Here is a 23,222-nt window from a genome sequence, read left to right on the forward strand (position 1 = left end):
ATATAATAAAATAATGATAGCTTTTATAGTAAAATTCAAAATATAATGATTTATATAAATAAAAAGTAAAAAAAGTGTTGACATGTTTATGTAAATGCATATAATAAAAGCATATAAAAAATTCGATGAAAAAGAGAGTAGTTTAAACAAATATCAAGCGAGCTGATGTTGGTGTGAGATCAGTATAGGCGTTTAAATGAACCGCACTTTGGAGAACGATGCTTGAAAGAAGTAGGGTATCGAGTGAATCTGCTTTAAGGATAGAGGTGGATATATCTTTGATATATCAAAAAGAGTGGTACCGCGATGATTTCGTCTCTTAGTTCAACTAAGAGACGTTTTTTTATACAAAGGGGGAATTGATTTTGATGAGGATGAGTTTACGGCGATGATTGATTAAAATCACAGAAGCTACAAAATAAATAAAATCAAAAAAGAAAGAAGAGGGAATGAAAATGAAAAAATTATTTAAAGGATTATTAGTTGCCGCTATGGCATTAACAATGACTGCATGTGGAGGAAATGATGCATCTACTGCTGATAACACAAGTGATAAAGAAGTCGTAGAAATTAATATTGCTGTATCACCAGATTATGCACCTTATGAATCATTAGATACTGAAGGTAATATTATTGGATTTGATCCAGATATGATTGCTTTGTTTCCAAGTTATTTAAATGATGAAAATACAGAATATAAATTTGTATGGCATCAAATGTCTTTTGAAAATATCGTGACTCAAGTTCAAAATGGACAAGTAGATCTAGGAGTATCTGGATTTACATATGATGAAAGCAGAAAAGTAGAATGGTCTAAACCATATACTGCAACTGCACAGGTTGCTGTTGTGAATAAAGATTCTGATATTAAAACAGTCGATGATCTTGAAGGTAAAGTCATTGCTGCTCAAAGTGGAGCAACTGGAGAAAAAGCTGCAAAATCAATTAAAAATGCTCAAGTTGTTTCAGTATCAAATGTTCAAGAAATCTTTAGTGCTTTAACAAGTAAACAGTATGATGCTGTTGTTGTAGACTTAGCTGTTGCTCAGAATTATGTCAAAGAACAAGGATTCGTTATGTTAGATGAATCATTATTAGATGAAGAAAACTATATCATTGCTAAAGAAGGAAATACTGAAATGATTGATTTGGTTAATAAATGTTTGGATCAATTCTTAGCAAGTGATGATTATGGAACTTTATGCGAAAAATATGGTTTAAAACAATTAGAAAATTAAAAATGAGAGGGGATAGATGATGTTTACTGCCTTTTGGGATATTTTGACTGTTGATAATTTAATTTATCTTTTTAAAGGGGCTATGGTTGCTTTAAGTATGGCAGCTCTATCCCTTTTAATTGGATTGATTTTTGGTATATTAGGTGCGTCAGCTAAAATATCTAAAAATAGATTTTTAAGAATATTGGGAAATATATATGTAGAAGTAATCCGTGGAACACCTATGTTATTACAGATTATGTTGATTTTTAATGTTGTTCCTATCATCATTACTCAAATAACAGGAAATGTTTTTAGAATGGATTATTTTCTCATAGGTGTTGTCGCTATGAGTATTAATAGTGGTGCCTATACAACAGAACTTATCAGAAGTGGTATTAACGGTGTGGATAAAGGACAATGGGAAGCTTGTGAAACATTAGGTTTATCTAGATGGCAGACAATGCGTCTTGTTATTTTGCCACAGGCTTTTAAAAGAATAATTCCACCTTTAATTAGTGAGTTTATTACTTTGATTAAAGATTCATCATTAGTTAGTGTAATTGGTGCAGTTGAATTGTTAAATTCAGCAAGAGTCTTAGGAAATCAGTATTATGAATTTATGTCTCCTTATTGTATTGCTGGTGTTTATTATCTGATAATGACATTAACAATTTCATACTTTGCAAAAAAATTAGAAAGGAAGTTGGCTGTCAGTGATTAAAGTAGAAAATCTAGTGAAACAATTTAAGGATTTAAAAGCTGTTAATGATGTTTCCTTAGACATAAAAAAAGGTGAGATTGTTTGTTTGATTGGTCCTTCTGGTTCTGGGAAAAGTACAGTTTTAAGATGTATTAATGGATTAGAGAAACCAGAAAGTGGACATATTTATGTGAATGATCAATTGCTTGATGAAAAAAATCCAGAAACTTATAAAAAATTAAGAAGTTTAATGGGATTTGTATTTCAGCATTTTAATTTATTTCCAAATATGACAGTTTTAGAAAATCTGACTTTAGCACCTATTCAGGTTATGAAAAAAAGCAAAGATGAAGCTGAACAAATAGCTTGCCAATATTTAGAAAGAGTGGGTCTTCTTGATAAAAAAGATGAATATCCAAATAAATTATCAGGTGGGCAAAAACAAAGGGTTGCGATAGCAAGAAGTTTATGCATGAATCCACAAATCATGTTATTTGATGAACCTACAAGTGCTTTGGATCCAGAAATGGTTATTGAAGTTTTGGAAGTTATGCAGGAATTGGCTAATGAAGGAATGACAATGGTTGTTGTGACACACGAAATGGGATTTGCTAGAACGGTAGCAGATCGTGTTATCTTTTTAGAGGATGGCAAAATTGTTGAAGAAAATACGGCTGAAGAATTCTTTAGAAATCCTAAAACACAAAGAGCACAGGATTTCTTAAATAAGGTTATGCATTAATGAAACTTAATGAATTTAAAGTAGAAACATGGATGACAGATCATGAAAACGATTGTCAATATAATTTGACTGAAACATGTGTGTCATCCTTGTCTTTATTAGAACTTCAACAATTTGTTCAAGAGGATATAGCGAAACAGATGATGTCTATGAAAATGGATTATGGTCCTATTGTTGGATCAACACGTTTAAAAAAAGCTATCTTATCACTCTATGAACAGGGTGGACTTGAAAATATAACTATAACTCATGGAGCTATTAATGCCAATGAACTGGTATTAATGAGCTTGCTAGAAAAAGGAGATCATGTTATTAGTTTATTTCCAACTTATCAGCAAATGTATGATTTTCCATTATCATTAGGTTGTGAGGTTTCTTTAATTCCTTTAAAAGAAGAAAATGACTGGTTACCAACAATTGAAGATTTTGAATCATGTATACAAGAACATACAAAAATGATATGCTTAAATTCACCTAATAATCCTACTGGAACAACAATACCTTTGTCATTAATGAAAGATATTATAAAATTAGCTCAAAAATATGATTGCTATATTTTATGTGATGAAATCTATCGTGGTGTAGATACTGAAAGCTTAGAATTATATCCTTCATTTAGTGATTATTATGATAAAGCAATAGTGACACAAAGTTTATCAAAAGTTTTCTCATTTGCTGGTTTAAGACTTGGTTGGATAAAAGGACCTCAGGAAGTCATTGATTTAGTAAACTATCGACGTGACTATCATATTATTAGTAGTGGTCCATTAGATGATTATCTGGCTTGTTTAGTATTAGAAAATAAAGATGTGATTTTAAAACGTAGTCGTGATATATGTCAAACAAATAAACTTATTCTTAAAAAATGGTTAGATCAAGAACCACTTGTTTCTTGTGTTATACCACGCCATGGAACAGTTTGTTTCTTACATTATCATTTGGATATACCATCAGCAGAGTTTTGTGAAAAACTTCAAAAAGAAACAGGTGTATTTTTTGTGCCAGGAAGTGCATTTGATATAGAATATCATTTACGTTTTGGCTTTACACAAGATGAAAAGATAATTAAAGAAGGGCTTATTACATTTTCTAAATGGTTAAGACAATTTGATCATCAGTCTATAGATATTCAGCTATAGACTTTTTTTGCGTCTATATACTAATTGATAGACAAAATAAGTTGAGAACATCAGTGTCGAAAATAAACCAATCAGCATGACAATTGCCACACTTTCTACATGAAAACGTGGAATTAAGATGATCAAACAAATTAATTCAATAATAACTTCAAATGTACTCATCATAAACATTTCTTTATTTTTGTTGAATGCTTGAAGTGTGGCGCTTAAAGGTGTTTGTAAATAGAAGATTGTAAAGGGAATACACATGTATTGTAAACAACGATAACCTTTGGTTGTATTGTACATGATTTGAAGGCAGACATCGCCATAAAAATAAAATATAAGTGTAAAAGGAAGACTGATAAAAAAACAGATGACCAAACTATAAAAAACATGTTTTTTTAATGCTTCTAAACGATTATATGCAATATCTTTATTAAGAATAGGAATCAACAATCTTAAAACAACATTATTAAAGAAAGTAGGTGTAACCAGCAAAGAAATGACATAACCGTTAATAATCGCATATTGAAGGTGTATTTGATTTTCTCCTATATGAAGTTTTGTTAAAATAGAAACCAAAAGGATGGGTTCTAAAAAATTATAGCAGACATGAAGCAGTCTTGAACCTGTTAATGGTAAAGCAATATTCATCATATCTTTAAATATAAAATGTTTTTGAAAATAGGATATGGGATGATAATGCCAATTGATTTTCCTTTTTAAACGTAACATTAAAAAAAGAATAGAAGTGAGTTCACCAATACTCATAGCTAAAATAGCAATGCTGACTAAATACGTCATCGGTAAATAATGAAACTGTTGAATAACAATGTAGGTAAAAAGAATACGAGAAACTTCTTCAAATAATTGTGCAAGTGATAAGTTCCAAACATCTTCTCTTCCTAAATAGTAATTCTTAATAATACCACTTATACCAACTAATGGAATGAATGGAAGGATGCATAATAAAGGTAAATATGCATTGCTTTGTTTTAGAAAATAGAGAGCAATTATTTTTGAAAAAAACAAAAGTCCACCCATAATCAATAAACATGTTGCTAAACAAATGCATAAAGCTGAAATAATAACTTTTTTATTGTTGTATTTGGGGTGTGAAATCAAGCGGAAAACAGCAGATGGAATGGAAAACTGAGCTAAGGTAATACATAAAGAAAGTGTCGGGATAACCAAAATATAAAGAGCCATTCCATTTTCGTCTAAAAGACGGGATAAAAGCATTCTGTTGAATAAAGAAAAGACTTTTGTGATGAGGGTACTGCTTGTTAATATGAGAAATGAATTAATCAATTTTCTTTTCATAAAATACTTCCTTTATTGTCGAATTTCCTTTATAATAAATATGTTAATTATTCAAAAAATATGTTAGGAAGTGCAGTCAATGGAAATCAATATTAAGAATAACTTGCCATTAGATATTCTTTTTTTAATTCGTATAAAAGCTAATGAATTTAAAAATGAAGGTATTCATGAAATTGATAGTTATGATATTAAAGACTATCTTTATTCTATAAAATGGAAAGATGTTGAAACAAAAGCAATGTGTGATGTTATTGATGATATTATGTCATTACGTTTCTCAGAAGTTTTTGATTATTTAAAAATGAAAGTCATTAAAGAAGCTTCAACCATGAATATAGATGATTTTAGTGATTTTATAGCTAAATAATAATAATGATTGATCCTCTAACCGTTTTGTTTTTGTTAGAGGTGTTTTTATTTGATATCATGCCAAACAGATTATTTGAAATATAAAAGATACGTATGTTATAATACACGTAATTGAAAAAGGACGAACTTTAAGGAGATAGATATATTTTATGAAATATAAAATTATTGAGCCACAACATTATCAGCAGATTCAAAATCAATATCATGTCAATTCTTTATTAGCAAAAGTGATTGAAAGTCGTCAATATGATGAAAATACTTTAAAAGATTTTATAAATCCACGTTTGATTTATCATGATTTTTCTTTGTTTGAAGAAGCTGATATGACATTGGAAAGAATTCATGAAGCTATTGAAAATCATGAAAAAATTTGTATTTATGGTGATTATGATTGTGATGGTATTTTAGCAACGACAATTCTTGTACAAGCTTTTTTAGAATTAGGTGTAGAAGTAGGGTATCATATTCCTAATCGTTTTGATGATGGTTATGGACTCAATGTTAAACGTGTAGAACAGATGGCACAAAAAGGTTATTCTCTCATTATTACGGTTGATAATGGAGTCAAAGCTTTCGAGGCGGTAGAAAGAGCTAATGAATTGGGTGTTGACGTTATTATTACTGATCATCATCAATTTGATAACGATTTACCTGATGCCTGTACTTTTATTCATACGAAATTATCTCCGGATTATCCATTTAAAGAAATTTCTGGTGGTTTTGTAGCATATAAATTAGCGAGTGCTTTATTAGGAAGACAAGATAAATATCTTTATTGCTTGGCTGCGATTACAACGGTTTCAGATATGATGCCATTATTGGATGAAAATCGTTCATTAGTGAAAAAAGCTTTAACATTCATGAAGGAAGAAAAATATCCTTCATTAGAGCTATTATTAGGAAATCAGCAGACATATTCAACGACAAGTATAGGTTTTGTGATTGCACCTAAAATTAATTCATTTGGACGTTTACCAGAGTTTTGTTCGCCTAATGTTTTAGTGAAATATTTTTTAAAGAATGCTCCTAGAGATTTTATGGTGAAAGTTTCTCAAATGGCGATTTCTTTAAATACCAAACGTCAAACAATGACAAATCAACAATATGAAATGGCTAAGGAAGGTATGGGAGATGATTTTCTATATTGGTCAAGTGATCAGGTTCATGAAGGATTAGTTGGTTTGATTGCTGGTAAATATACTCGAGAATATGAGCGTCCAGGCTTTGTGATGGCATATGATGAGAAAAAGGGATTATATAAAGGAAGTGCCAGAAGTATTGAAGGTTTTTCTTTACATCAATTTTTTATGGAACATCAAGATCAGTTTGTTGCTTTTGGTGGACATTCTTTGGCGGGTGGATTTACTGTAGATGAAGCACATTATGATTCATGTTATCAATGTATTAAAGATGCATTAAAAGATCTTCATTTGCATCCAACAACAACAGTTCTTCATATTGATGAACAGGATATAGATATAAAAAATGTTGAATCTTTATCTTTATTGGAACCATTTGGTATGAGTAATGAAGAACCGTTATATATGTTAAAGGATGTACCTGTATCACAAATACAACAATTAAGTCAGGGAAAACATTTAAAGATGCAAACTGATTTGAATCGTAGTCATGTGTCGATGTTGTATTTTCAACATGGAGATTTATATGGAAAACTTAAAAATATAAAAAAGATGAGTGTTATAGGAACATTACAAATTAATGAATATCGAAATCAGAAAAGTCTGAATTTTATTATTAAAGATATCGTATAATGACTTTATAAAAAGATAGAATTTTGATATAATAAACAAATAAGGAGGGCTTTTAAGCTATGGATTTAAAAAAGTATATTAAAGATATTCCTGATTTTCCAGAACCAGGTGTCTTGTTTAGAGATGTGACACCACTTTTAGCTGATAAAGATGCTTATCAGGAATCTATTCGCTTATTGAGTGATTTTGCAAAAGAGAAAAAAGTAGATCTTGTTGTAGGACCAGAAGCGAGAGGATTTCTATTTGGATGTCCAGTGGCTTTGACATTGAATTGTGGTTTTGTTCCAGTTAGAAAGCCAGGGAAATTACCACGTGAAGTTGTAAGCCAGTCATATGATTTAGAATATGGATCAAATGAAATTCAAATGCACAGTGATAGTATTCAACCTGGACAGAATGTTTTAATTGTTGATGATTTATTAGCAACTGGTGGTACAGTTGATGCAGCTGTATCTTTAATTGAAAAAATGGGCGGAAACGTTGTAGGAATTGCTTTTTTGATTGAACTTGAAGCTTTGAAAGGTAGAGAACTTTTAAAAGATTATGACGTTTATTCAGTCTTGAAGTATTAAGAAGAGACGGTGTCTCTTTTTTAGCATAAAGCCAAAGTAAAGGAGGAAGGATATATGAAATATAAAGGAGCACATGATCAAGTTACTTTTGATGATGTATTAGAAAGCTGTTCAACTTACATCACGAAAAAAGAAAGTATAGATTTGATTCAAAAAGCTTATGATTTTATTATGGTCAAACATGAAGGACAAAAGCGCAAAAGTGGAGAACCATATACTATTCATCTGATTTGGGTTGCATATATTCTAACAACTTTACAGACAGGACCAACAACGATTGCAGCTGGGCTTTTACATGATGTCATGGAAGATTGTGATGTTTCGCATGATGAAATGGTTGAGCGTTTTGGTGAAGAAATTACAAGTTTAGTAGAAGGTGTAACCAAAATTAATAAAATGCCATTTAAAGATGAAGCAGATGTTTATGCTGAAAATCATCGTAAAATTTATATTGCTATGGCTAAAGATATTCGTGTTATTTTGATTAAGTTAGCAGATCGTTTACACAATATGCGCACATTGCAATATATGACACCTGAAAAACAACAACGTATTTCTAGGGAAACATTGGAAGTCTATGCGCCAATTGCACATCGTTTAGGTATTAATGATATTCGTATTGAATTAGAAGATTTATGCTTACATTATTTGGATCCTAAAGCTTATTTAGAAATTTCTGAATTATTAGAACAAAAACGTAGTGAGCGTAAAGAATCTGTTGAGAAGATGATGAAATCAGTAGAAGAATTATTGGATGAAAATCATATTGAATATCGCATTAAAGGACGTGCAAAACATATTTATAGTATCTATAAAAAAATGGTTATCAAGCATAAACGTTTTGATGAATTATATGATTTAAATGCTTTACGTATTATTTTAAAAGATAAAATGAAATGTTATGAAGTTTTAGGTATTATTCATGATCATTATCGTCCATTACCTGGACGTTTTAAAGATTATATTGCGATGCCTAAACCAAATATGTATCAGTCTTTGCATACAGCGGTTATAGGAGAAGACGGGCATATTTTTGAAATTCAGATTCGTACAGAAGAAATGGATGAATTAGCTGAACGTGGAGTTGCTTCTCACTGGCGTTATAAAGAAGGAAAAGAATATTCATCTAAACAGGAACAAAAAGATATCGTTGATAAGTTACAATGGTTAGGTGATTTTATTACTTTAAGTGATGAAATCAAAGATGGTGATGCTAAGGAATATTATGATTCTTTAAAAAGAGATATTTTTGAAGCTAATGTTTATGTTATGACGCCTCAAGGTAAGATTGTAGAGTTACCAAACGGCTCAACACCTATTGATTTTGCTTATCGTATTCATACAGAAGTTGGACATCATGCTGTAGGAGCTATTGTCAATAATGTTATGGTTCCTATTAACACCAAATTAAAAACAGGTGATGTCTGTGAAATTAAAACAAATAAAAATTCTGGACCAAGTGAAGACTGGTTGAAATTTGTTCAGACAGCAGGAGCAAGAAATAAAATCAGACAGTATATTTCAAAGAAAGATGCTGAAACTCAAAAAGAAGCTATTGAGGAAGGAAAAAAATTATTAAAGGAAGAAATTCGTAAACGTAATTTGGATGAAAAGAAATTTATGGATCCTGATACGTATAAATCTTATTTTGGGTCTTTTGGTGCTCGTCATTTTGATGATTTAATGTTAGTCATTGGAAAGAAACAAGCAACTGCTTCTACATTGATTGATAAGGTTCTTCCAAGCAAAACTGGATTCTTTGATAATCTTTCAAAGATTTTAAAGAAGAATAATAATGCTTTAAAAAATCAAAAGAAAAGCAGTAGTTTAGGAATCAGTGTTAAAGGTGTTGATGGACTGAAAATACAGTTATCTAAATGCTGTAATCCTATTCCTGGAGATGATATTGTTGGATATGTATCTAAGGGACAGGGAATTAAAGTGCATCGTAGTGATTGTCCTAACTTAAAAGGCGTTGAAAAAGGACGTTTAATTGATGTGTATTGGGATTATACTAATATTATGCAAAAACGTTTTGAAGTTGATATTGATATTAGAGGTTTAGACCGCCCTAATTTATTAAATGATATTATTACTGTATTAGGACAGGTGAAAGTCAACATTTTAAATATTAATGCTGGAGTTGTAGATACAGAGGCGCAAATTCAATTAAAACTTTCGGTTGAAAATGCAGAACTTTTACAGTTGACTATTGACAATTTAAATAAAATTCAAGGTATTTATAATATTACAAGAGTGATTCATTAATATAGAAAAGAGGAGAAGAAAATGAAACAATATACTTATATGATGTTAAAACCTGATGCTTTTGTTGATCATAAAAATCAAAGAGTTCTTGAAATATTAGCTCAACATCAATTACATGTTGAAAAATCACAAGTCGTGCAGGTAGATATAGATGTCATGAAGATTTTATTGGAACATTATCATCACGTTATTGACGAAAAGGGAAAGGATTTTAATTTTCCTGCAAGATTATTTAATACTTTCTATTTTGACGGTCCTCACTATATTATGCCTATGAAAGTGAGTTATGATGGTGATGAAGATATTATTACGTATTCTCGAAAAATTGTTGGAAAGACAAATCCAATACAGGCAGATCCACAGAGTATTCGTGGAGAATTGAGTTGTGATAGCTATGAATTAGCTGATCAGGAATATCGTCTTGTTGATAATATTATTCATGCTTCATCTTCTCATGAAGATGCTCAAAAAGAGTTGATTATATGGGAGAAATTTATTCGATAACATTTTCATAATACGAAAATGAAAAGGCTTTCATTTTTATAAAAAGTGTGTTAAAATATAAGCGAAGAAAAGGAAAGAAACGAAAGGAGGTCTTAAAAATGATGGGAAGAAAAATAAAAGAAAAAACATTGTATTTAGGACTTAAATTCGTTGACAATCTTGATCTTCCAAAAGATTATAGATTGGAAAGAGATATTCTACCCCCTAACATACAATAGGCCTGGGAAAGATAGGCCGTAAATATAAAAAAGTTCATGATATAATAAAGAGTGATCATGATGGGTGAATGAGAAAGTTTATCAATTCATGATAAATGAGTAAAAAAGGACATAATGATATCGCTTTATAGAAAATATGGAAACATTATTCATGAGATTATCAATATGAAATGAAGTCTTATTGAATATTTCAAATGATATGTATGGAAATAAAAAAGAGTTTTTAAGAAATAAAACAATAAGATAGAGTTGAGTAATGATAAGCAAATAGATAATTGAGTGTCATCGTTATTTATAACATTTATATAAATAAATCACATTGAAGATAATATTTCTTCTTTAAAATAAAGGATAGAAATCAAGAAGTGAAAAACTTGATTTCTATCTTTTTTAATAGATCTAATAAATGATAATAGGAAATATAAATAATGTTATCTTAATTATGAAAAAGTGATATTCAAAAAGCTTATCAATAGTTAATTCAAAAGCAATTGGATATAAAAATAAAAAGAGATGGAACTCTTTATAAAGAAAAGAGTGATTGAACTTGATTTTTATAAGCGAATCTTTTATAATGATGTCAATCCGTTGAAGAAGATTAAATAGTCAAAATCTAATAGAGAGTCTGTGGTTGGTGGAAACAGATAGAGGAAGCTATGGGACACTTTGGAGGAAGTTATGAAAGTAACCGTGAGTCGCGTTAAGACAGAGAGGGCATACATTGTATGAACTAAGGTGGTACCGCGTTAATAACGTCCTTAGATAGGGCGTTTTTTTATTTTTAAAGGAGGATAGAGATATGGCCTATAAAGCACCAAGAGGAACAGTAGATATTTTACCTGCTCAATCTGGAAAATGGCAGGAATTAGAACAATTATTAAGAACAATTTGTGCAAATTATAATGTAAAAGAAATAAGAACACCTATTTTTGAACATACAGAATTATTCAATCGTGCGGTTGGTGATACAACAGATGTTGTATCTAAGGAAATGTATACTTTTGAAGATAGAAAAGGTCGTTCTATGACGTTAAGACCAGAAGGAACAGCTGGTATTGCGAGAGCTTATGTAGAAAATAAACTTTATGGAATGCCTGAAAAATTACAGAAAGTTTATTATATGGGTCCAATGTTCAGATATGAAAGACCACAAAACGGTAGACAAAGACAATTTCATCAATTTGGTGTAGAGATGTTAGGAGTTGAATCACCATATGTTGATGTAGAGTGTATGTTGATGGCTGTGACAGTTGTGAAAGCTTTAGGATTAAAAAATATTCAATTACACATCAATACTTTAGGTGATCAGGAATCTCGTGATGCTTATCGTGAAGCTTTACAAAATCATTTTCAACCTGTCTTAAATGAGTTATGCCATGATTGTCAGGTACGTTATGAAAAAAATCCATTACGTATCTTAGATTGTAAGGTTGATAAAAATCATCCTATGATGAAAACAGCACCAAAAACAATTGATTATTTGACTGATAATGCAAAAGCGCATTTTGAAAAAGTTTGTGCTTTATTAGATGATTTAGAAATTGATTACGTTGTTGATCCTAACTTAGTAAGAGGATTAGATTATTATTCACATACAGTTTTTGAAATTATTTCTGATGATCCAAAATTAGGAGCTGGTTCAACAGTTGGTGGAGGAGGTCGCTATAATGGCCTTGTAGAAGAATTAGGTGGACCACAAACACCTGGTGTTGGCTTTGCTTTTGGAATGGAAAGATTAATGATTGCTTTAGGTGATGATCATGAAGATGAAGAAGGTTTAGATGTCTATATCATGCCTTTAGGTAGCGAAGCTAAAGATTTGGCTATGCAGATTATGACAATGCTTCGTGCTAATGGATTTACTTGTGATATGGATCAATGTGATCGTGGGTTAAAAGGGCAATTTAAATCTGCTGATCGTTTCCACGCTCATTTTTCAATGATTATTGGAGATGAAGAAGTTCAAAAAGAAGTCGTCAATATGAAATGTAATCATACAAAAGAACAAGTGGAAGTTCCATTAGAAAATATTGTAGAATTTATTGAAAATCATTATGAAGGAGATCATGATCATGAATAGAACACATAACAATGGGGAATTAAGAATTGAAAATGTTGGTCAACAAGTCGAATTGATTGGTTGGGTTGCCAAAAAAAGAAATTTAGGAGCTTTGGTTTTTGTTGATTTAAGAGATCGTTATGGAATTACTCAGGTGATTTTTGATGAATCTTTTGAAGAAAGATTAAAAGAAGTGAAAAATGAATATATTTTATCTGTTCAAGGTACAGTGATTGAAAGATCTTCTAAAAATCCAAAGATTCCTACAGGTGATATTGAAATTCAGGCAAGTGCTTTTACAATTATTAACACTGCAAAATTAACACCTATGATTGTGGCTGATGAAACAGATGCTTTAGAAGAAACAAGAATGCAATATCGTTATTTGGATTTAAGACGTCCTGTGATGCAAAAAAATATAATGACAAGACATCAAATCACAAGAAGTATTAGAGAATATTTAGATCATTTAGATTTTATAGATATTGAAACACCTTATTTAAACCGTTCTACACCAGAAGGTGCAAGAGATTTCTTAGTGCCTTCACGTGTTCATAAAGGATCTTTCTATGCTTTACCACAGTCACCTCAATTGTTTAAACAATTATTAATGGTATCTGGATTTGAAAGATATTACCAGATTGCACGTTGTTTTAGAGATGAAGATTTACGTGCTGATCGTCAAATTGAATTTACACAAGTCGATGTTGAAATGAGCTTTATGTCAACTGATCAGATTCTAGAAATTGGAGAAGGTATGATCAAAAAATTAATGAAAGATGTCAAAGGTATTGATATCGAATTGCCTTTAAGACGTTTGACTTGGCATGAAGCTATGGAAAGATATGGAATTGACAAACCTGATACACGCTTTGGCTTAGAGCTTGTGAACTTGAATGATGTTGTCAGTGATGTGGATTTTGCAGTTTTTAAAAATGCTTTGGAAGCTGGCGGACATGTGAAAGGAATCAATGTTGTTGGTGAAGCAGCCAATTTTTCTCGTAAAAAAATTGATCAATTAACTGAACTTGCGAAAACTTATAAAGCTAAAGGTTTAGCATGGTTAAAAGTGACAGATGATGGCGTACAGGGACCAATTGCTAAATTCTTTACTGAAGAACAATTAGAAAAATTATTATCAGCTATGAATGCGCATAGTCAGGATTTATTGTTATTTGTTGGAGATGTTAAATATGAAGTTGTTTGTGATTCTTTAGCTGCTATTCGTAACTACTTAGGAAAAGAATTAAAATTATATGATCCTAATACTTTTGATTTCTTATGGGTTGTTGATTTCCCAATGTTTGAATATGATGATGAAACACAAAGATATTATGCAAAACATCATCCATTCACAAAACCAAAAGATGAAGATTTAGATAAATTAGAAACTGATCCAGAACATTGTTTAGCTGATGCTTATGATATTGTTTTAAATGGTTATGAATTAGGTGGTGGATCACAAAGAATTTATGATCAAAATGTTCAAGAAAGAGCATTTAAAGCTTTAGGATTTACTCAAGAACAAATTGATGCACAATTTGGATGGTTTGTAGAAGGATTACAATATGGAACACCACCACATGGAGGATTTGCTTTAGGGTTAGATAGAATTGCCATGTTACTTTGTGGTTGTGATTCTTTAAGAGATGTCATTGCCTTTCCTAAAAATACAAGTGCAACTTGTCCAATGTCAAAAGCACCGACACCAGTGGCAGATGCACAATTAGGAGAATTAGGAATCGGGGTGAAAGAATATGAATCAGACAAGAGTGAATAATGTTTTAAATGAAATGAGTCAAAGAGGAATGGATCATTTGATTATCAGTGATCCTAGCTCTATCAATTATTTGATTGGTTATGATAATCATCCAGGAGAAAGAATGTATGCATTGGTTTTATCATTAGATGGAAATCATACATTGTTCTTAAATCATTTGTTTTATTTAGATCAACAATTAGATTTAAATATTATCTGGTATGATGATACAGAAGATGGACCAGCTAAAATTGCTGAAGTTTTAAAAGATGCTCATTGTGTAGGTGTCGATAAAAACTGGGAAGCCAGATTCTTAATGAGGGTTATGGAACTGGCTAACGAAGAATGTTGTTTTGAACTAGGTTCAATCTGTGTTGATTACGTCCGTATGCATAAAGATGAAGAAGAAATTGAACTTATGCGTAAAGCGAGTCAATTAAATGATCAGGCTATTGATCAGGTGATTCAGTTATGTGTCAAAGGGACATTGACGGAAAAAGAAGTTGGACAACAGCTGAATGGTATTTTTCAATCATTAGGATGCAGTGGGAATTCTTTTGATCCAATTGTTGGCTATGGACCTAACGGGGCAGATGGACATCATGGTTGCGATGATTCAAAGTTAAAACCAGGTGACAGCATTGTCATTGATATGGGTGGTATTTATCAAGGATATTGCAGTGATATGACAAGAACTGTTTTCTATAAAGAAGTATCTGATAAACAAAGAGAAGTTTATGAATTGGTTAAAAAAGCCAATGAAGCAGCTGAAGCTATGATCAAACCAGGTGTAAAACTATGTGACATTGATAAAACAGCAAGAGATATTATCAGTGAAGCAGGTTATGGACCAAACTTTAATCATCGTTTAGGTCATTTTATTGGTAGAGATGTTCATGAATACGGTGATGTGTCTGCTGCTTTTGATATGGAAGTAGAACCAGGAATGATTTTTTCAATTGAACCAGGTATTTATATTCAAGGTGAATTCGGTGTCAGAATTGAAGATTTGGTTTTAGTCACTGAAGATGGTTGTGAAGTTTTAAATCACTATTCAAAAGATTTAATGATTATTGGTTAGAGTGAAAACTCTAGCCTTTTTGTTTAGTGTTAAAGAAGGAAAATCTAAAAATATTATAAAAATGTACATTTTTGATTCAAGTAGTATATTTTTTGAATTTATATATAAAATAAAAAGAAGTCGCTAATAAAAAACGAGAATAGTAGCGACTATCATTAACAAAATATAATATTTGGTTCAATATATAGGAACAAGTTCATAATAATGATAAAAACTATAATTGTTCAACTAAAAACTCATGAAATTGCTTTTTGAGTTTTAGTTGATGAGCACGGCTGATTGGAATGGGTTGTTGGTTATTTAAAATGACGTGTGTTCTTTTTATTTCACTGACATAATATGCATTGATAATATAACTGTTATGTGTACGAATAAATTGTAAAGGTAATTGTTCTAATAGATCTTTGATTTTTTGTGCTGTCTTAATTGTTTCATGAACTGTGTAAATATATGAATATCTCTGAATTCTTTCAATATACATAATATCATTTAATAGAATAATTTTGGTTTTATCTTTTAAAGATATGGTTAATACTTTTTGTGATTCTATAATTTGATGAATAGCTTTTTCAATAGCCATAGGCAGTCTTTTTTTTGATTCGGGTTTATATACAAAATAACAGTGATTTGTTTCATAAACTTCTGTTGCTTTTTCTAAATAGGAACTGATAAAGATAATTTGAAAATTTTTATGTAATTGATTTAATTCTTTTGCCAGTTCAATGCCACTATGATTTTTTAATAAAATATCTATAATAATAATGGAATGGTCAGGGAATTGATCCATATGTAAAAGAACATCATGTATATCAAGAAATGTTTGTATTTGAAATTGATGATTCATGGTGTTGATAATGTCTTGAATGTATTGAATATGTTCTTTCATGTCATCAATAATAATAATGTTTTGCATTCCAAATCGCCCCTTCAAACAGATTAATATAATATTATCATATTTTGAAGAGGTAGAATCTACAGAAAATGACATAAAGTTTGTTAAAAATGAAAAGCTATAAAATCTTTATGATTCTATAGCTTCCCATTATTATTCTTGGGCGTTAGAGTTTTCTTTATATTTTTCACTCATTAAACCATCTTCACCACTATAACTTGCCTGTTGATTTTGGTTATAGCCTTTATACTGATTTTGTCTTTGTTTGTTTTTAGATTTTTTGTGACTCATAATTTCTCCTTTCTTTCTATTGACATCTTTAGTTTGTGCCAAAATATAAAAAATATGAAAAAATAAATAGATAGAGAATACTTTTTTTAAAATTTATGCTAGAATAAAAGGCGAGGTGAAGAGAGTTATGTATTATTTTATTGGTATTAAAGGTTCAGGTATGGCATCACTTGCAACAATTTTATTTGATTTAGGTTATGAAGTTGCTGGAAGTGATATTGATAAATATATTTTTATTGAAGAAGATTTAAGAAAAAGAGGAATTCCAATCTACTCTTTTGATAAAAATAATATTAAAGATGGTTATGAAGTGATTATTGGTAATGCGTTTGATGAATCTAATGAAGAAGTTAAAGAAGCATTAAGTAATCCCAATGTCAAAACACATACTTATTATGATTTTTTAGGTCATTTAATGGATCAGTATATTTCTATTGGTATTGCAGGAACACATGGAAAGACAACAACAACGGGTATGGCTTATCATTTGTTTAAGGAATTTGATAAGACTTCTGTTTTAATTGGTGATGGAACAGGACATGCTGTTGAAGACAGTAAATATTTTATTGCAGAAACATGTGAATATCAGGATCATTTTTTACATTATTATCCAACTTATGCGATTATTAATAATATTGAAATGGATCATGTTGATTATTTCAAATCTATGGAACAATATGAAAAGTCATTTGAACAATATGCAAATCAAGTTAAAGATACAGTTATTATCTGGGGTGATGATCCACATTTACCACATCTTCATTATCAAAAACGTGTTCTAAAATTTGGAACAGGTGAAAATAATGATGTTATTGCTAAAAATATTATTAATAATGATCATGGATTATCATTTGATGTTTATATTCATAAAGATTTATTTGGACATTTTGCTTTGCCATTTTATGGAATGCATATGCTTTATGATTCATTAGCGGTTATTACTTTAGGATATTTAGAAAATATGAGTGCTGAATATATCCAAGAACGTCTTTCTACTTTTGATGGTGTAAAACGTCGTTATACTGTTAAGACAGTTGGGAATAATATTTATGTGGATGATTATGCACATCATCCAACAGCAATCCGTTATGTCATTGAAGCAACACGCTCACGTTATCCACATAAAAAGATTGTTGCTGTCTTTCAACCAGATCGTTTTTCAAGGGGATTACGTTTTGCCAAAGAATTTGCTGAAGCAATGGATTTAGCAGATTATCCTTTCTTTGTCCATTTTCCAGAAAATGCGAAGAAAGAACCTGGTATTGATATAGACATTTATGACATTGCAAAATACAATCCACGTGCTCAGGTTATTCATGAAGATGAAGCTGCTGTGAAGCTTTTAAGTCAATATGATAATGTTGTTTATCTATTTATGAGTAGTAAAGATATTTATAAATTAGAAGATCAAGTTATTGCTTATAAACAATCGCAGTAAGGGTTATCTTTTAATCATGTTGTATTTATGCTATAATATGGTAAATTGGCAGAAAGGAGAACTTATGGATGCAAAATTAGTATGCTATTGCATTTTGATATTATCTGGGGCTTTTGCACTTTTGAGCTTAGGTCTATTATTAATAAGAATGTCTTTAGCTGTCAAAGAAACAACGGTTTTAATGACAATGTTAGAAACAACCATTCAAAAAGTTGATCATATTTTAGATGATGTCAATAATAAAATGAATATGCTCAATGCACCTGTTGAATTGGTAAGTGGAATTTTTTCAAAAGGTGGTATGAAATCTGGTTTATTTGGGGTTTTAGGATTTTTAACTTCGTTTTTAAGAAGAAAAAAATAGAAAGAGAAAGGTGATTAGAATGAAATTTGGAAAGTTTTTAGTTGGTTTAGGTATTGGTGCAGTCGCTGGATTGTTATTGGCACCTAAAAAAGGTAGTGAATTAAGAGAAGATATTAAACGTGAATCTTTAAAAGCTTATGATAATTTAAAGAATATGACAAAAGAAGATCTTGAAGCTATGTTAGGTCAAACAATTGAAACAGTTAAGAAATCTGTAGATGAATTTGATATTGATACATTTAAAGCAACAACAAGAGATAAACTTAATGAATTGGAAGCAAAATTAGAAGATTTTGCTGCAAAAGTAAAAGATAGTGACCAGTATTTAACGATTCGTGATGGAGTTGTTGATTTAACACAAAAAGTCAATGATAAAATAGAAGAAGTCAAAACAAAAGTTTTAGATTCATCTGTAGATGATGATTATTTAGAAGCTTTTGAAAATGAAATCGAGAATGTTGAAGAAAAATTAGATGAAATGATTGAAGAGATTAAAGATTAATCATGGGGAAAAATGTAACAATTTATGATGTTGCTAGAGAAGCTGGTGTTTCTCTGGCAACAGTTTCACGTGTTATTAACGGTTCGAGTGTTGTGAAACCTAAAACACGTGATAAAGTCCTTGAGGCTATTCAACGTTTAGATTTCAAACCCAATCAGATTGCCAGAGGTCTTGCAACAAGTAAGACAACAACGATTGCTATTGTTTTTCCACAATCATTATTTGCTCATGTGAAAGATATGATTGGTGGAATAGGTGATACAAGTCGCCGTTTAGATTATAATGTCAGTATTTATACAACAGATGAAATTGGAGATGGCAATCCTATTGAAACTGTTATTGAAAAAGTTGTGAAATCACGTGCAGATGGTGTGATTTTATTTAATAATGAAGAAATCGAAAAGGAAATTGCTTTAGTTAATAAATATAAAATACCTGCAGTTGTTATTGGAACAAGTGTTACTGGGAAATATATGGGATCTATTTTTGCTGATGCAAAAAAGATTGCATATGAGGTTGTTGATAAATATTTGGCACAGGGAAAAAGTGATATTTTGTTTGTGTCACCTAAGCAGAATTTAATCAACATAGAAGAAATGATTACTGGAATTCAGGAAGCTTATCAAAAATATGATTTGGTTTTTGATGCAACAAAACAGGTCGTACATACATCATCACATTATGAAAAAAGCTATCCACAATTTTTAGAGTATTTTAAAAATCATCGACATGATCTTGTTTTTACAAGTTATGATAAGGAAGCTGTTGCTGTTGTGAATGCTGCAATTGACAATGGAATTGAAATTCCTGATGAAATGGAAGTTATTGGTATGATGAATACAAGCTATGCTTTGATTTGTCGTCCTTCATTAACATCTATTCATGTTCCTGTGTATGATATGGGGGCATTAGCTGTAAGATTGCTAACAAAAATACTTAATGATGAAGAAATTGAAAACAAAGCTGTTGTCATTCAACATTTATTGATGCCACGTGCTACAACAAAGAAAGACTTCTAATTGATTTAGAAGTTTTTTTCAAAGGGGAATCTTATGTATATCAAACAATTCTTTATAGATTTAAAGTTAAATATATGTTTTGTCTGTAAATGGTTATGGATTGCTTTTGTTTTGGGTATTGTCTGTGGTATTGTAGGAGCATTATTTCATATTTCTATTGATTATGTTACTGATTTTCGTTTGTCGCATTCATGGATTGTATGGGGATTGCCAATTGGTGGTGTTTGTATTGTCTATCTTTATCGTCTGGTTCATTTATCTCACGAACCAGGAACAAATACGATTATTCAATCTATTCGCCAACAGGAAAAAGTTCCTGTTTTATTAGCACCAGCGATTTTTTTAGCCACTATTATTACCCATTTGTTTGGAGGTTCTAGTGGAAGAGAAGGAGCTGCATTACAAATTGGTGGTTCTCTAGCAACATCTTTTGGAAAAATAATTCATGCTGATCAGCGTGAAATGTCAATGCTGATTATGTGTGGTATGAGTGCAGTCTTTTCAGCTTTATTTGGAACTCCATTAACTGCGACACTTTTTTCCATGGAAGTTGTTAGTGTCGGTGTATTTTATTATGCGGCATTAGTTCCATGCTTATGCAGTAGTTTGATTTCATTTGGAATTGCACAACTTTTTGGATGTCAGCCAACTTTTTATCAGTTATCAATTCCTTTTCAATTAACACCAATTATGAGTTTAAGATTAGCTGTTTTTGCATTTATTATTGCTGCTTTTTCCATTGTATTTGTATTAATGATGCATTATAGTCACAAATGTTTTCATCAATATTTTCATAATCCATATATACGAGTTATTATGGGATCATTCATGTTGATGATTTTGGTTTTCTTTTTTCAACAAAGATATTTAGGAGCTGGAATGGAAATTGTTGCAGAAGCTCTTTATCATCAGGCTCTACCATATGATTTTTTCATGAAAGCTATTTTTACAGCCATTACTATTGGCTGTGGTTTTAAAGGTGGAGAAATTGTTCCAACTTTTGTGATTGGTTCAACTTTAGGATATGTATCAGCTTTATTATTGGGTATTGATCCTCATCTAGGGGCTGCTATTGGAATTGTTGGTATGTTTTGTTGTGTTATTAATTCACCACTTACAAGTCTCATGTTAGGGGCTGAAATGTTTGGTATTCAATATTTAACAGCAATGGCTATTGTTGTTGCATTATGTTATGTTTTATCGGGATATTTTAGTTTGTATCAAGCACAAAAAATTGTATATTCTAAAACTTCAGTTGAATTTATCAATCAAAATGCAAAGTAAAAATTTTAAGTTGACTTCGACTTGAAAATCGCATATTATATATTTAAGCGTTGAAGAAGACAAGTAATTATAAATGGATGTTATAGAGAGTCTATGATTGGTGGAAATAGATCATTGTTTATAATGAATACACTTTGGAGCAGCTAAATGAAAAGTTTAGCCGGTGGCAACATCGTTATCAATAAAGAGCGTATGCTTAATGCATAAATAAAGGTGGTACCGCGAGAATTCGTCCTTTTGATGAATTCTTTTTTTATTTTATAAGGAGCTAACTATATAAAAATCAAGTCATTTGATGAAAAAGTTTGAAAATGTTAAATGATTTGATTATGCTAGCTAATCAATATGTAAGATCTTTGAAATGTGAATACGATTTGTGTTTTTGGGCATGACGAAAATAGCCTATGGAATAGACTTTTTTTGAATACGGTTTCATTCTATTTCTATCTCAGTAACGATGCATCAAACTGCTGATTTGTCGTTACCAGATGATAGATGACCCTCAACAGCTTCCTGATGCAATGGCCCTGCGCACAGCGATGACTTTTTCCCTGTGAGCGTTTAAGGTCGTAGTAATCCTTGAAGACCTTGTTGAACCTGATGACTGGCACAATGACCTGATATAACGTCTTTCTTAAATAGCTCGATCCCTGCTTGGTTATGGCACTATGCTTGGCTTCGTACTGACTTGATTCGTAGTGAAATGGGGCGACACCCGCTGCCTTTATTATCTTTGAAGGCTTAGAATAGTTGAAAATATCTCCATATTCTGCTAGAATTGATGTACCAGAGAAATGCGAAATTCCTGGTACGGAGATGATAGGAGAGTTTAAGTCAGTGGAAAACTCTTCTATTTTTTTATCTATTTCTTTGAGCTGGTCATTAAGCAGTTCGATATGAGCTATTAGATGTTTGATCTGCATTTCATCTGCCAACGAAGAAATGCCAACAGATGTTTTTGCACTTTCCTTTAGCTTTTCAGCAGTCAGAGAAATGCGATTGCCTCTTCCGGTAATATCAAAGCATTTGCGTAATGTTCTGATGTCAGCCTGTGCAATGGCCTTTGCACTGCCAAACTGTTTAAGAATAGACATATAGACTTTTCCATACTTGGATTTAAAAAGTGCGTTATATTCAGGGAAAACAAGATCTATGCATTTCTGCAGACGATTGGAAAGAACATTAATCTGTTCCTTGAGGGAATGATGCAACCTAGTCAGCTGCTTCTGTTCATAAAGGTCAAATTTCTTAGATGACGTCAAACGATAAGGTTTCTTGAGTTTGTTTGAGCTTAATATATCGCATATATTAAGAGTATCAAGTTTATCGTTTTTAGTGATGCCACCATCCATTCTACGATTGAGATCGGTAGTTTTAGGATTGATCAAAGCGACGTTGTAGTTCTTCTGTAAAAGAAAGCGCAATAAAGCGAAATGATAATGACCAGTATCTTCCATACCGATAAGAACGCTATCAACAGGATAGAGAGCAATCTGAGAGATAAGGAATTCAAAACCCTGAGCATTATTAGAGAAAGCGACAGGCTGAAGAATAATTTCACCAGTCAACTTGTCAACGATACTGACGAAATGCTTGTGCTTTCCAATATCAATACCAACTAATTTCATAAAAACCATCCTTTCAAATAAATTTCATGTGATGTGGTACCCACAACACTTAGACCATAAAACCTGGTTCAAAATGCGAATTCAAAGACTCATCTA

The 23,222-nt window shown here is 31.1% G+C and carries 21 protein-coding genes and 3 other annotated features; of the genes, 17 read left to right on the forward strand and 4 right to left on the reverse strand.

Annotated elements, in window-relative coordinates; translation table 11 throughout:
- Positions 1 to 116: 116 nt before the first annotated feature.
- Positions 117 to 323 (forward strand) — a binding site (T-box leader).
- A gap of 132 nt (positions 324 to 455) precedes the next feature.
- The 4 genes from B5E87_RS12925 to B5E87_RS12940 are packed head-to-tail and all read left to right on the forward strand — an operon-like array spanning position 456 to position 3,801.
- Complete coding sequence (locus B5E87_RS12925) at positions 456 to 1,238, forward strand: substrate-binding periplasmic protein (protein WP_087245481.1); 783 nt, start codon at positions 456 to 458, stop codon at positions 1,236 to 1,238.
- A gap of 19 nt (positions 1,239 to 1,257) precedes the next feature.
- Positions 1,258 to 1,941, forward strand: coding sequence for an amino acid ABC transporter permease (locus tag B5E87_RS12930; RefSeq protein ID WP_087245483.1), 684 nt, complete (start codon positions 1,258 to 1,260; stop codon positions 1,939 to 1,941).
- Positions 1,934 to 2,662: an amino acid ABC transporter ATP-binding protein gene (locus B5E87_RS12935; protein ID WP_087245485.1), complete on the forward strand. Its 729-nt coding sequence runs from the start codon at positions 1,934 to 1,936 to the stop codon at positions 2,660 to 2,662. Before B5E87_RS12930 ends, B5E87_RS12935 begins: the two co-directional genes overlap by 8 nt.
- Complete coding sequence (locus tag B5E87_RS12940) at positions 2,662 to 3,801, forward strand: aminotransferase class I/II-fold pyridoxal phosphate-dependent enzyme (protein ID WP_087245487.1); 1,140 nt, start codon at positions 2,662 to 2,664, stop codon at positions 3,799 to 3,801. The genes B5E87_RS12935 and B5E87_RS12940 overlap by 1 nt, the downstream gene beginning before the upstream one ends.
- Here the strand turns inward: B5E87_RS12940 and B5E87_RS12945 are convergent.
- Positions 3,796 to 5,106 carry an oligosaccharide flippase family protein gene (locus B5E87_RS12945; protein WP_087245489.1) on the reverse strand — a complete coding sequence of 437 codons (1,311 nt, stop codon included), beginning with the start codon at positions 5,104 to 5,106 and terminating at the stop codon, positions 3,796 to 3,798. The two genes, B5E87_RS12940 and B5E87_RS12945, sit on opposite strands and share 6 nt — an antisense overlap.
- 79 nt (positions 5,107 to 5,185) lie before the next feature.
- Between B5E87_RS12945 and B5E87_RS12950 the strand changes: the two genes are divergently transcribed.
- The 8 genes from B5E87_RS12950 (at position 5,186) to B5E87_RS12985 (ending at position 15,708) form a co-directional block, all read left to right on the forward strand.
- Positions 5,186 to 5,473, forward strand: a complete 288-nt coding sequence (locus B5E87_RS12950) for a post-transcriptional regulator (RefSeq protein ID WP_087245490.1) — start codon at positions 5,186 to 5,188, stop codon at positions 5,471 to 5,473.
- 151 nt (positions 5,474 to 5,624) lie between these two features.
- The gene (gene recJ, locus B5E87_RS12955; RefSeq protein WP_087245492.1) at positions 5,625 to 7,247 is read left to right on the forward strand and encodes a single-stranded-DNA-specific exonuclease RecJ; all 1,623 of its coding nucleotides are present in this window, start codon (positions 5,625 to 5,627) and stop codon (positions 7,245 to 7,247) included.
- Between the two features lie 59 nt (positions 7,248 to 7,306).
- Positions 7,307 to 7,819: an adenine phosphoribosyltransferase gene (locus B5E87_RS12960; protein ID WP_087245494.1), complete on the forward strand. Its 513-nt coding sequence runs from the start codon at positions 7,307 to 7,309 to the stop codon at positions 7,817 to 7,819.
- A 54-nt stretch (positions 7,820 to 7,873) separates the two neighbouring features.
- Entirely contained in the window at positions 7,874 to 10,087 is a 2,214-nt protein-coding gene (locus tag B5E87_RS12965; RefSeq protein WP_087245496.1) for a RelA/SpoT family protein, read from the forward strand.
- A 21-nt stretch (positions 10,088 to 10,108) separates the two neighbouring features.
- On the forward strand, positions 10,109 to 10,591 hold the full coding sequence (locus tag B5E87_RS12970; RefSeq protein WP_087245498.1) for a nucleoside-diphosphate kinase: 483 nt from the start codon (positions 10,109 to 10,111) through the stop codon (positions 10,589 to 10,591).
- A 797-nt stretch (positions 10,592 to 11,388) separates the two neighbouring features.
- Positions 11,389 to 11,572, forward strand: a binding site (T-box leader).
- 36 nt (positions 11,573 to 11,608) lie between these two features.
- A complete protein-coding gene (gene hisS / locus B5E87_RS12975) occupies positions 11,609 to 12,889 on the forward strand; it encodes a histidine--tRNA ligase (protein ID WP_087245500.1) in 1,281 nt (426 codons plus the stop codon).
- Positions 12,882 to 14,648: an aspartate--tRNA ligase gene (aspS, locus tag B5E87_RS12980; protein ID WP_087245501.1), complete on the forward strand. Its 1,767-nt coding sequence runs from the start codon at positions 12,882 to 12,884 to the stop codon at positions 14,646 to 14,648. Before hisS ends, aspS begins: the two co-directional genes overlap by 8 nt.
- On the forward strand, positions 14,626 to 15,708 hold the full coding sequence (locus B5E87_RS12985) for a M24 family metallopeptidase (RefSeq protein ID WP_087245503.1): 1,083 nt from the start codon (positions 14,626 to 14,628) through the stop codon (positions 15,706 to 15,708). The genes aspS and B5E87_RS12985 overlap by 23 nt, the downstream gene beginning before the upstream one ends.
- A gap of 214 nt (positions 15,709 to 15,922) precedes the next feature.
- On the opposite strand, the gene B5E87_RS12990 is transcribed toward B5E87_RS12985, so the two are convergent.
- Together B5E87_RS12990 and B5E87_RS15110 are read right to left on the reverse strand one after the other, a co-directional pair.
- The gene (locus B5E87_RS12990; RefSeq protein WP_158095620.1) at positions 15,923 to 16,621 is read right to left on the reverse strand and encodes a LytR/AlgR family response regulator transcription factor; all 699 of its coding nucleotides are present in this window, start codon (positions 16,619 to 16,621) and stop codon (positions 15,923 to 15,925) included.
- A gap of 132 nt (positions 16,622 to 16,753) precedes the next feature.
- Positions 16,754 to 16,891: a hypothetical protein gene (locus B5E87_RS15110; RefSeq protein WP_158094005.1), complete on the reverse strand. Its 138-nt coding sequence runs from the start codon at positions 16,889 to 16,891 to the stop codon at positions 16,754 to 16,756.
- A 127-nt stretch (positions 16,892 to 17,018) separates the two neighbouring features.
- Between B5E87_RS15110 and murC the strand changes: the two genes are divergently transcribed.
- The 5 genes from murC (at position 17,019) to B5E87_RS13015 (ending at position 21,498) form a co-directional block, all read left to right on the forward strand.
- Positions 17,019 to 18,329, forward strand: coding sequence for a UDP-N-acetylmuramate--L-alanine ligase (murC, locus tag B5E87_RS12995; protein ID WP_087245507.1), 1,311 nt, complete (start codon positions 17,019 to 17,021; stop codon positions 18,327 to 18,329).
- A gap of 64 nt (positions 18,330 to 18,393) precedes the next feature.
- Complete coding sequence (locus tag B5E87_RS13000; RefSeq protein WP_191341003.1) at positions 18,394 to 18,693, forward strand: hypothetical protein; 300 nt, start codon at positions 18,394 to 18,396, stop codon at positions 18,691 to 18,693.
- A 19-nt stretch (positions 18,694 to 18,712) separates the two neighbouring features.
- The gene (locus B5E87_RS13005; RefSeq protein WP_087245509.1) at positions 18,713 to 19,195 is read left to right on the forward strand and encodes a YtxH domain-containing protein; all 483 of its coding nucleotides are present in this window, start codon (positions 18,713 to 18,715) and stop codon (positions 19,193 to 19,195) included.
- A 2-nt stretch (positions 19,196 to 19,197) separates the two neighbouring features.
- Positions 19,198 to 20,214, forward strand: a complete 1,017-nt coding sequence (locus B5E87_RS13010) for a LacI family DNA-binding transcriptional regulator (protein WP_087245511.1) — start codon at positions 19,198 to 19,200, stop codon at positions 20,212 to 20,214.
- 33 nt (positions 20,215 to 20,247) lie between these two features.
- Positions 20,248 to 21,498 (forward strand): chloride channel protein, encoded by a 1,251-nt coding sequence (locus B5E87_RS13015; RefSeq protein WP_087245513.1) that lies wholly within the window; start codon positions 20,248 to 20,250, stop codon positions 21,496 to 21,498.
- A 41-nt stretch (positions 21,499 to 21,539) separates the two neighbouring features.
- Positions 21,540 to 21,738: a binding site (T-box leader), on the forward strand.
- Between the two features lie 203 nt (positions 21,739 to 21,941).
- On the opposite strand, the gene B5E87_RS13020 is transcribed toward B5E87_RS13015, so the two are convergent.
- Positions 21,942 to 23,126 (reverse strand): IS110 family RNA-guided transposase, encoded by a 1,185-nt coding sequence (locus B5E87_RS13020; RefSeq protein ID WP_087245515.1) that lies wholly within the window; start codon positions 23,124 to 23,126, stop codon positions 21,942 to 21,944.
- Positions 23,127 to 23,222: the final 96 nt, after the last annotated feature.

The organism is Massilimicrobiota sp. An142, from assembly GCF_002160725.1.
In the GTDB taxonomy this organism is placed as follows: domain Bacteria; phylum Bacillota_I; class Bacilli_A; order Erysipelotrichales; family Coprobacillaceae; genus Allocoprobacillus; species Allocoprobacillus merdigallinarum.

Excerpts from the sequence above, each read along its gene's own strand:
- B5E87_RS15110 (WP_158094005.1), bottom strand. The coding sequence starts at position 16,891 with ATGAGTCACAAAAAATCTAAAAACAAACAAAGACAAAATCAGTATAAA.
- B5E87_RS13000 (WP_191341003.1), top strand. The coding sequence starts at position 18,394 with ATGGATGCAAAATTAGTATGCTATTGCATTTTGATATTATCTGGGGCT.
- B5E87_RS12960 (WP_087245494.1), top strand. The coding sequence starts at position 7,307 with ATGGATTTAAAAAAGTATATTAAAGATATTCCTGATTTTCCAGAACCA.
- recJ (WP_087245492.1), top strand. The coding sequence starts at position 5,625 with ATGAAATATAAAATTATTGAGCCACAACATTATCAGCAGATTCAAAAT.
- B5E87_RS12990 (WP_158095620.1), bottom strand. The coding sequence starts at position 16,621 with ATGCAAAACATTATTATTATTGATGACATGAAAGAACATATTCAATAC.
- B5E87_RS12925 (WP_087245481.1), top strand. The coding sequence starts at position 456 with ATGAAAAAATTATTTAAAGGATTATTAGTTGCCGCTATGGCATTAACA.
- hisS (WP_087245500.1), top strand. The coding sequence starts at position 11,609 with ATGGCCTATAAAGCACCAAGAGGAACAGTAGATATTTTACCTGCTCAA.
- B5E87_RS12985 (WP_087245503.1), top strand. The coding sequence starts at position 14,626 with ATGAATCAGACAAGAGTGAATAATGTTTTAAATGAAATGAGTCAAAGA.
- B5E87_RS13010 (WP_087245511.1), top strand. The coding sequence starts at position 19,198 with ATGGGGAAAAATGTAACAATTTATGATGTTGCTAGAGAAGCTGGTGTT.
- B5E87_RS12930 (WP_087245483.1), top strand. The coding sequence starts at position 1,258 with ATGTTTACTGCCTTTTGGGATATTTTGACTGTTGATAATTTAATTTAT.
- B5E87_RS12970 (WP_087245498.1), top strand. The coding sequence starts at position 10,109 with ATGAAACAATATACTTATATGATGTTAAAACCTGATGCTTTTGTTGAT.
- B5E87_RS12940 (WP_087245487.1), top strand. The coding sequence starts at position 2,662 with ATGAAACTTAATGAATTTAAAGTAGAAACATGGATGACAGATCATGAA.
- B5E87_RS13005 (WP_087245509.1), top strand. The coding sequence starts at position 18,713 with ATGAAATTTGGAAAGTTTTTAGTTGGTTTAGGTATTGGTGCAGTCGCT.
- aspS (WP_087245501.1), top strand. The coding sequence starts at position 12,882 with ATGAATAGAACACATAACAATGGGGAATTAAGAATTGAAAATGTTGGT.
- B5E87_RS12945 (WP_087245489.1), bottom strand. The coding sequence starts at position 5,106 with ATGAAAAGAAAATTGATTAATTCATTTCTCATATTAACAAGCAGTACC.
- B5E87_RS12965 (WP_087245496.1), top strand. The coding sequence starts at position 7,874 with ATGAAATATAAAGGAGCACATGATCAAGTTACTTTTGATGATGTATTA.
- murC (WP_087245507.1), top strand. The coding sequence starts at position 17,019 with ATGTATTATTTTATTGGTATTAAAGGTTCAGGTATGGCATCACTTGCA.
- B5E87_RS13020 (WP_087245515.1), bottom strand. The coding sequence starts at position 23,126 with ATGAAATTAGTTGGTATTGATATTGGAAAGCACAAGCATTTCGTCAGT.
- B5E87_RS12950 (WP_087245490.1), top strand. The coding sequence starts at position 5,186 with ATGGAAATCAATATTAAGAATAACTTGCCATTAGATATTCTTTTTTTA.
- B5E87_RS13015 (WP_087245513.1), top strand. The coding sequence starts at position 20,248 with ATGTATATCAAACAATTCTTTATAGATTTAAAGTTAAATATATGTTTT.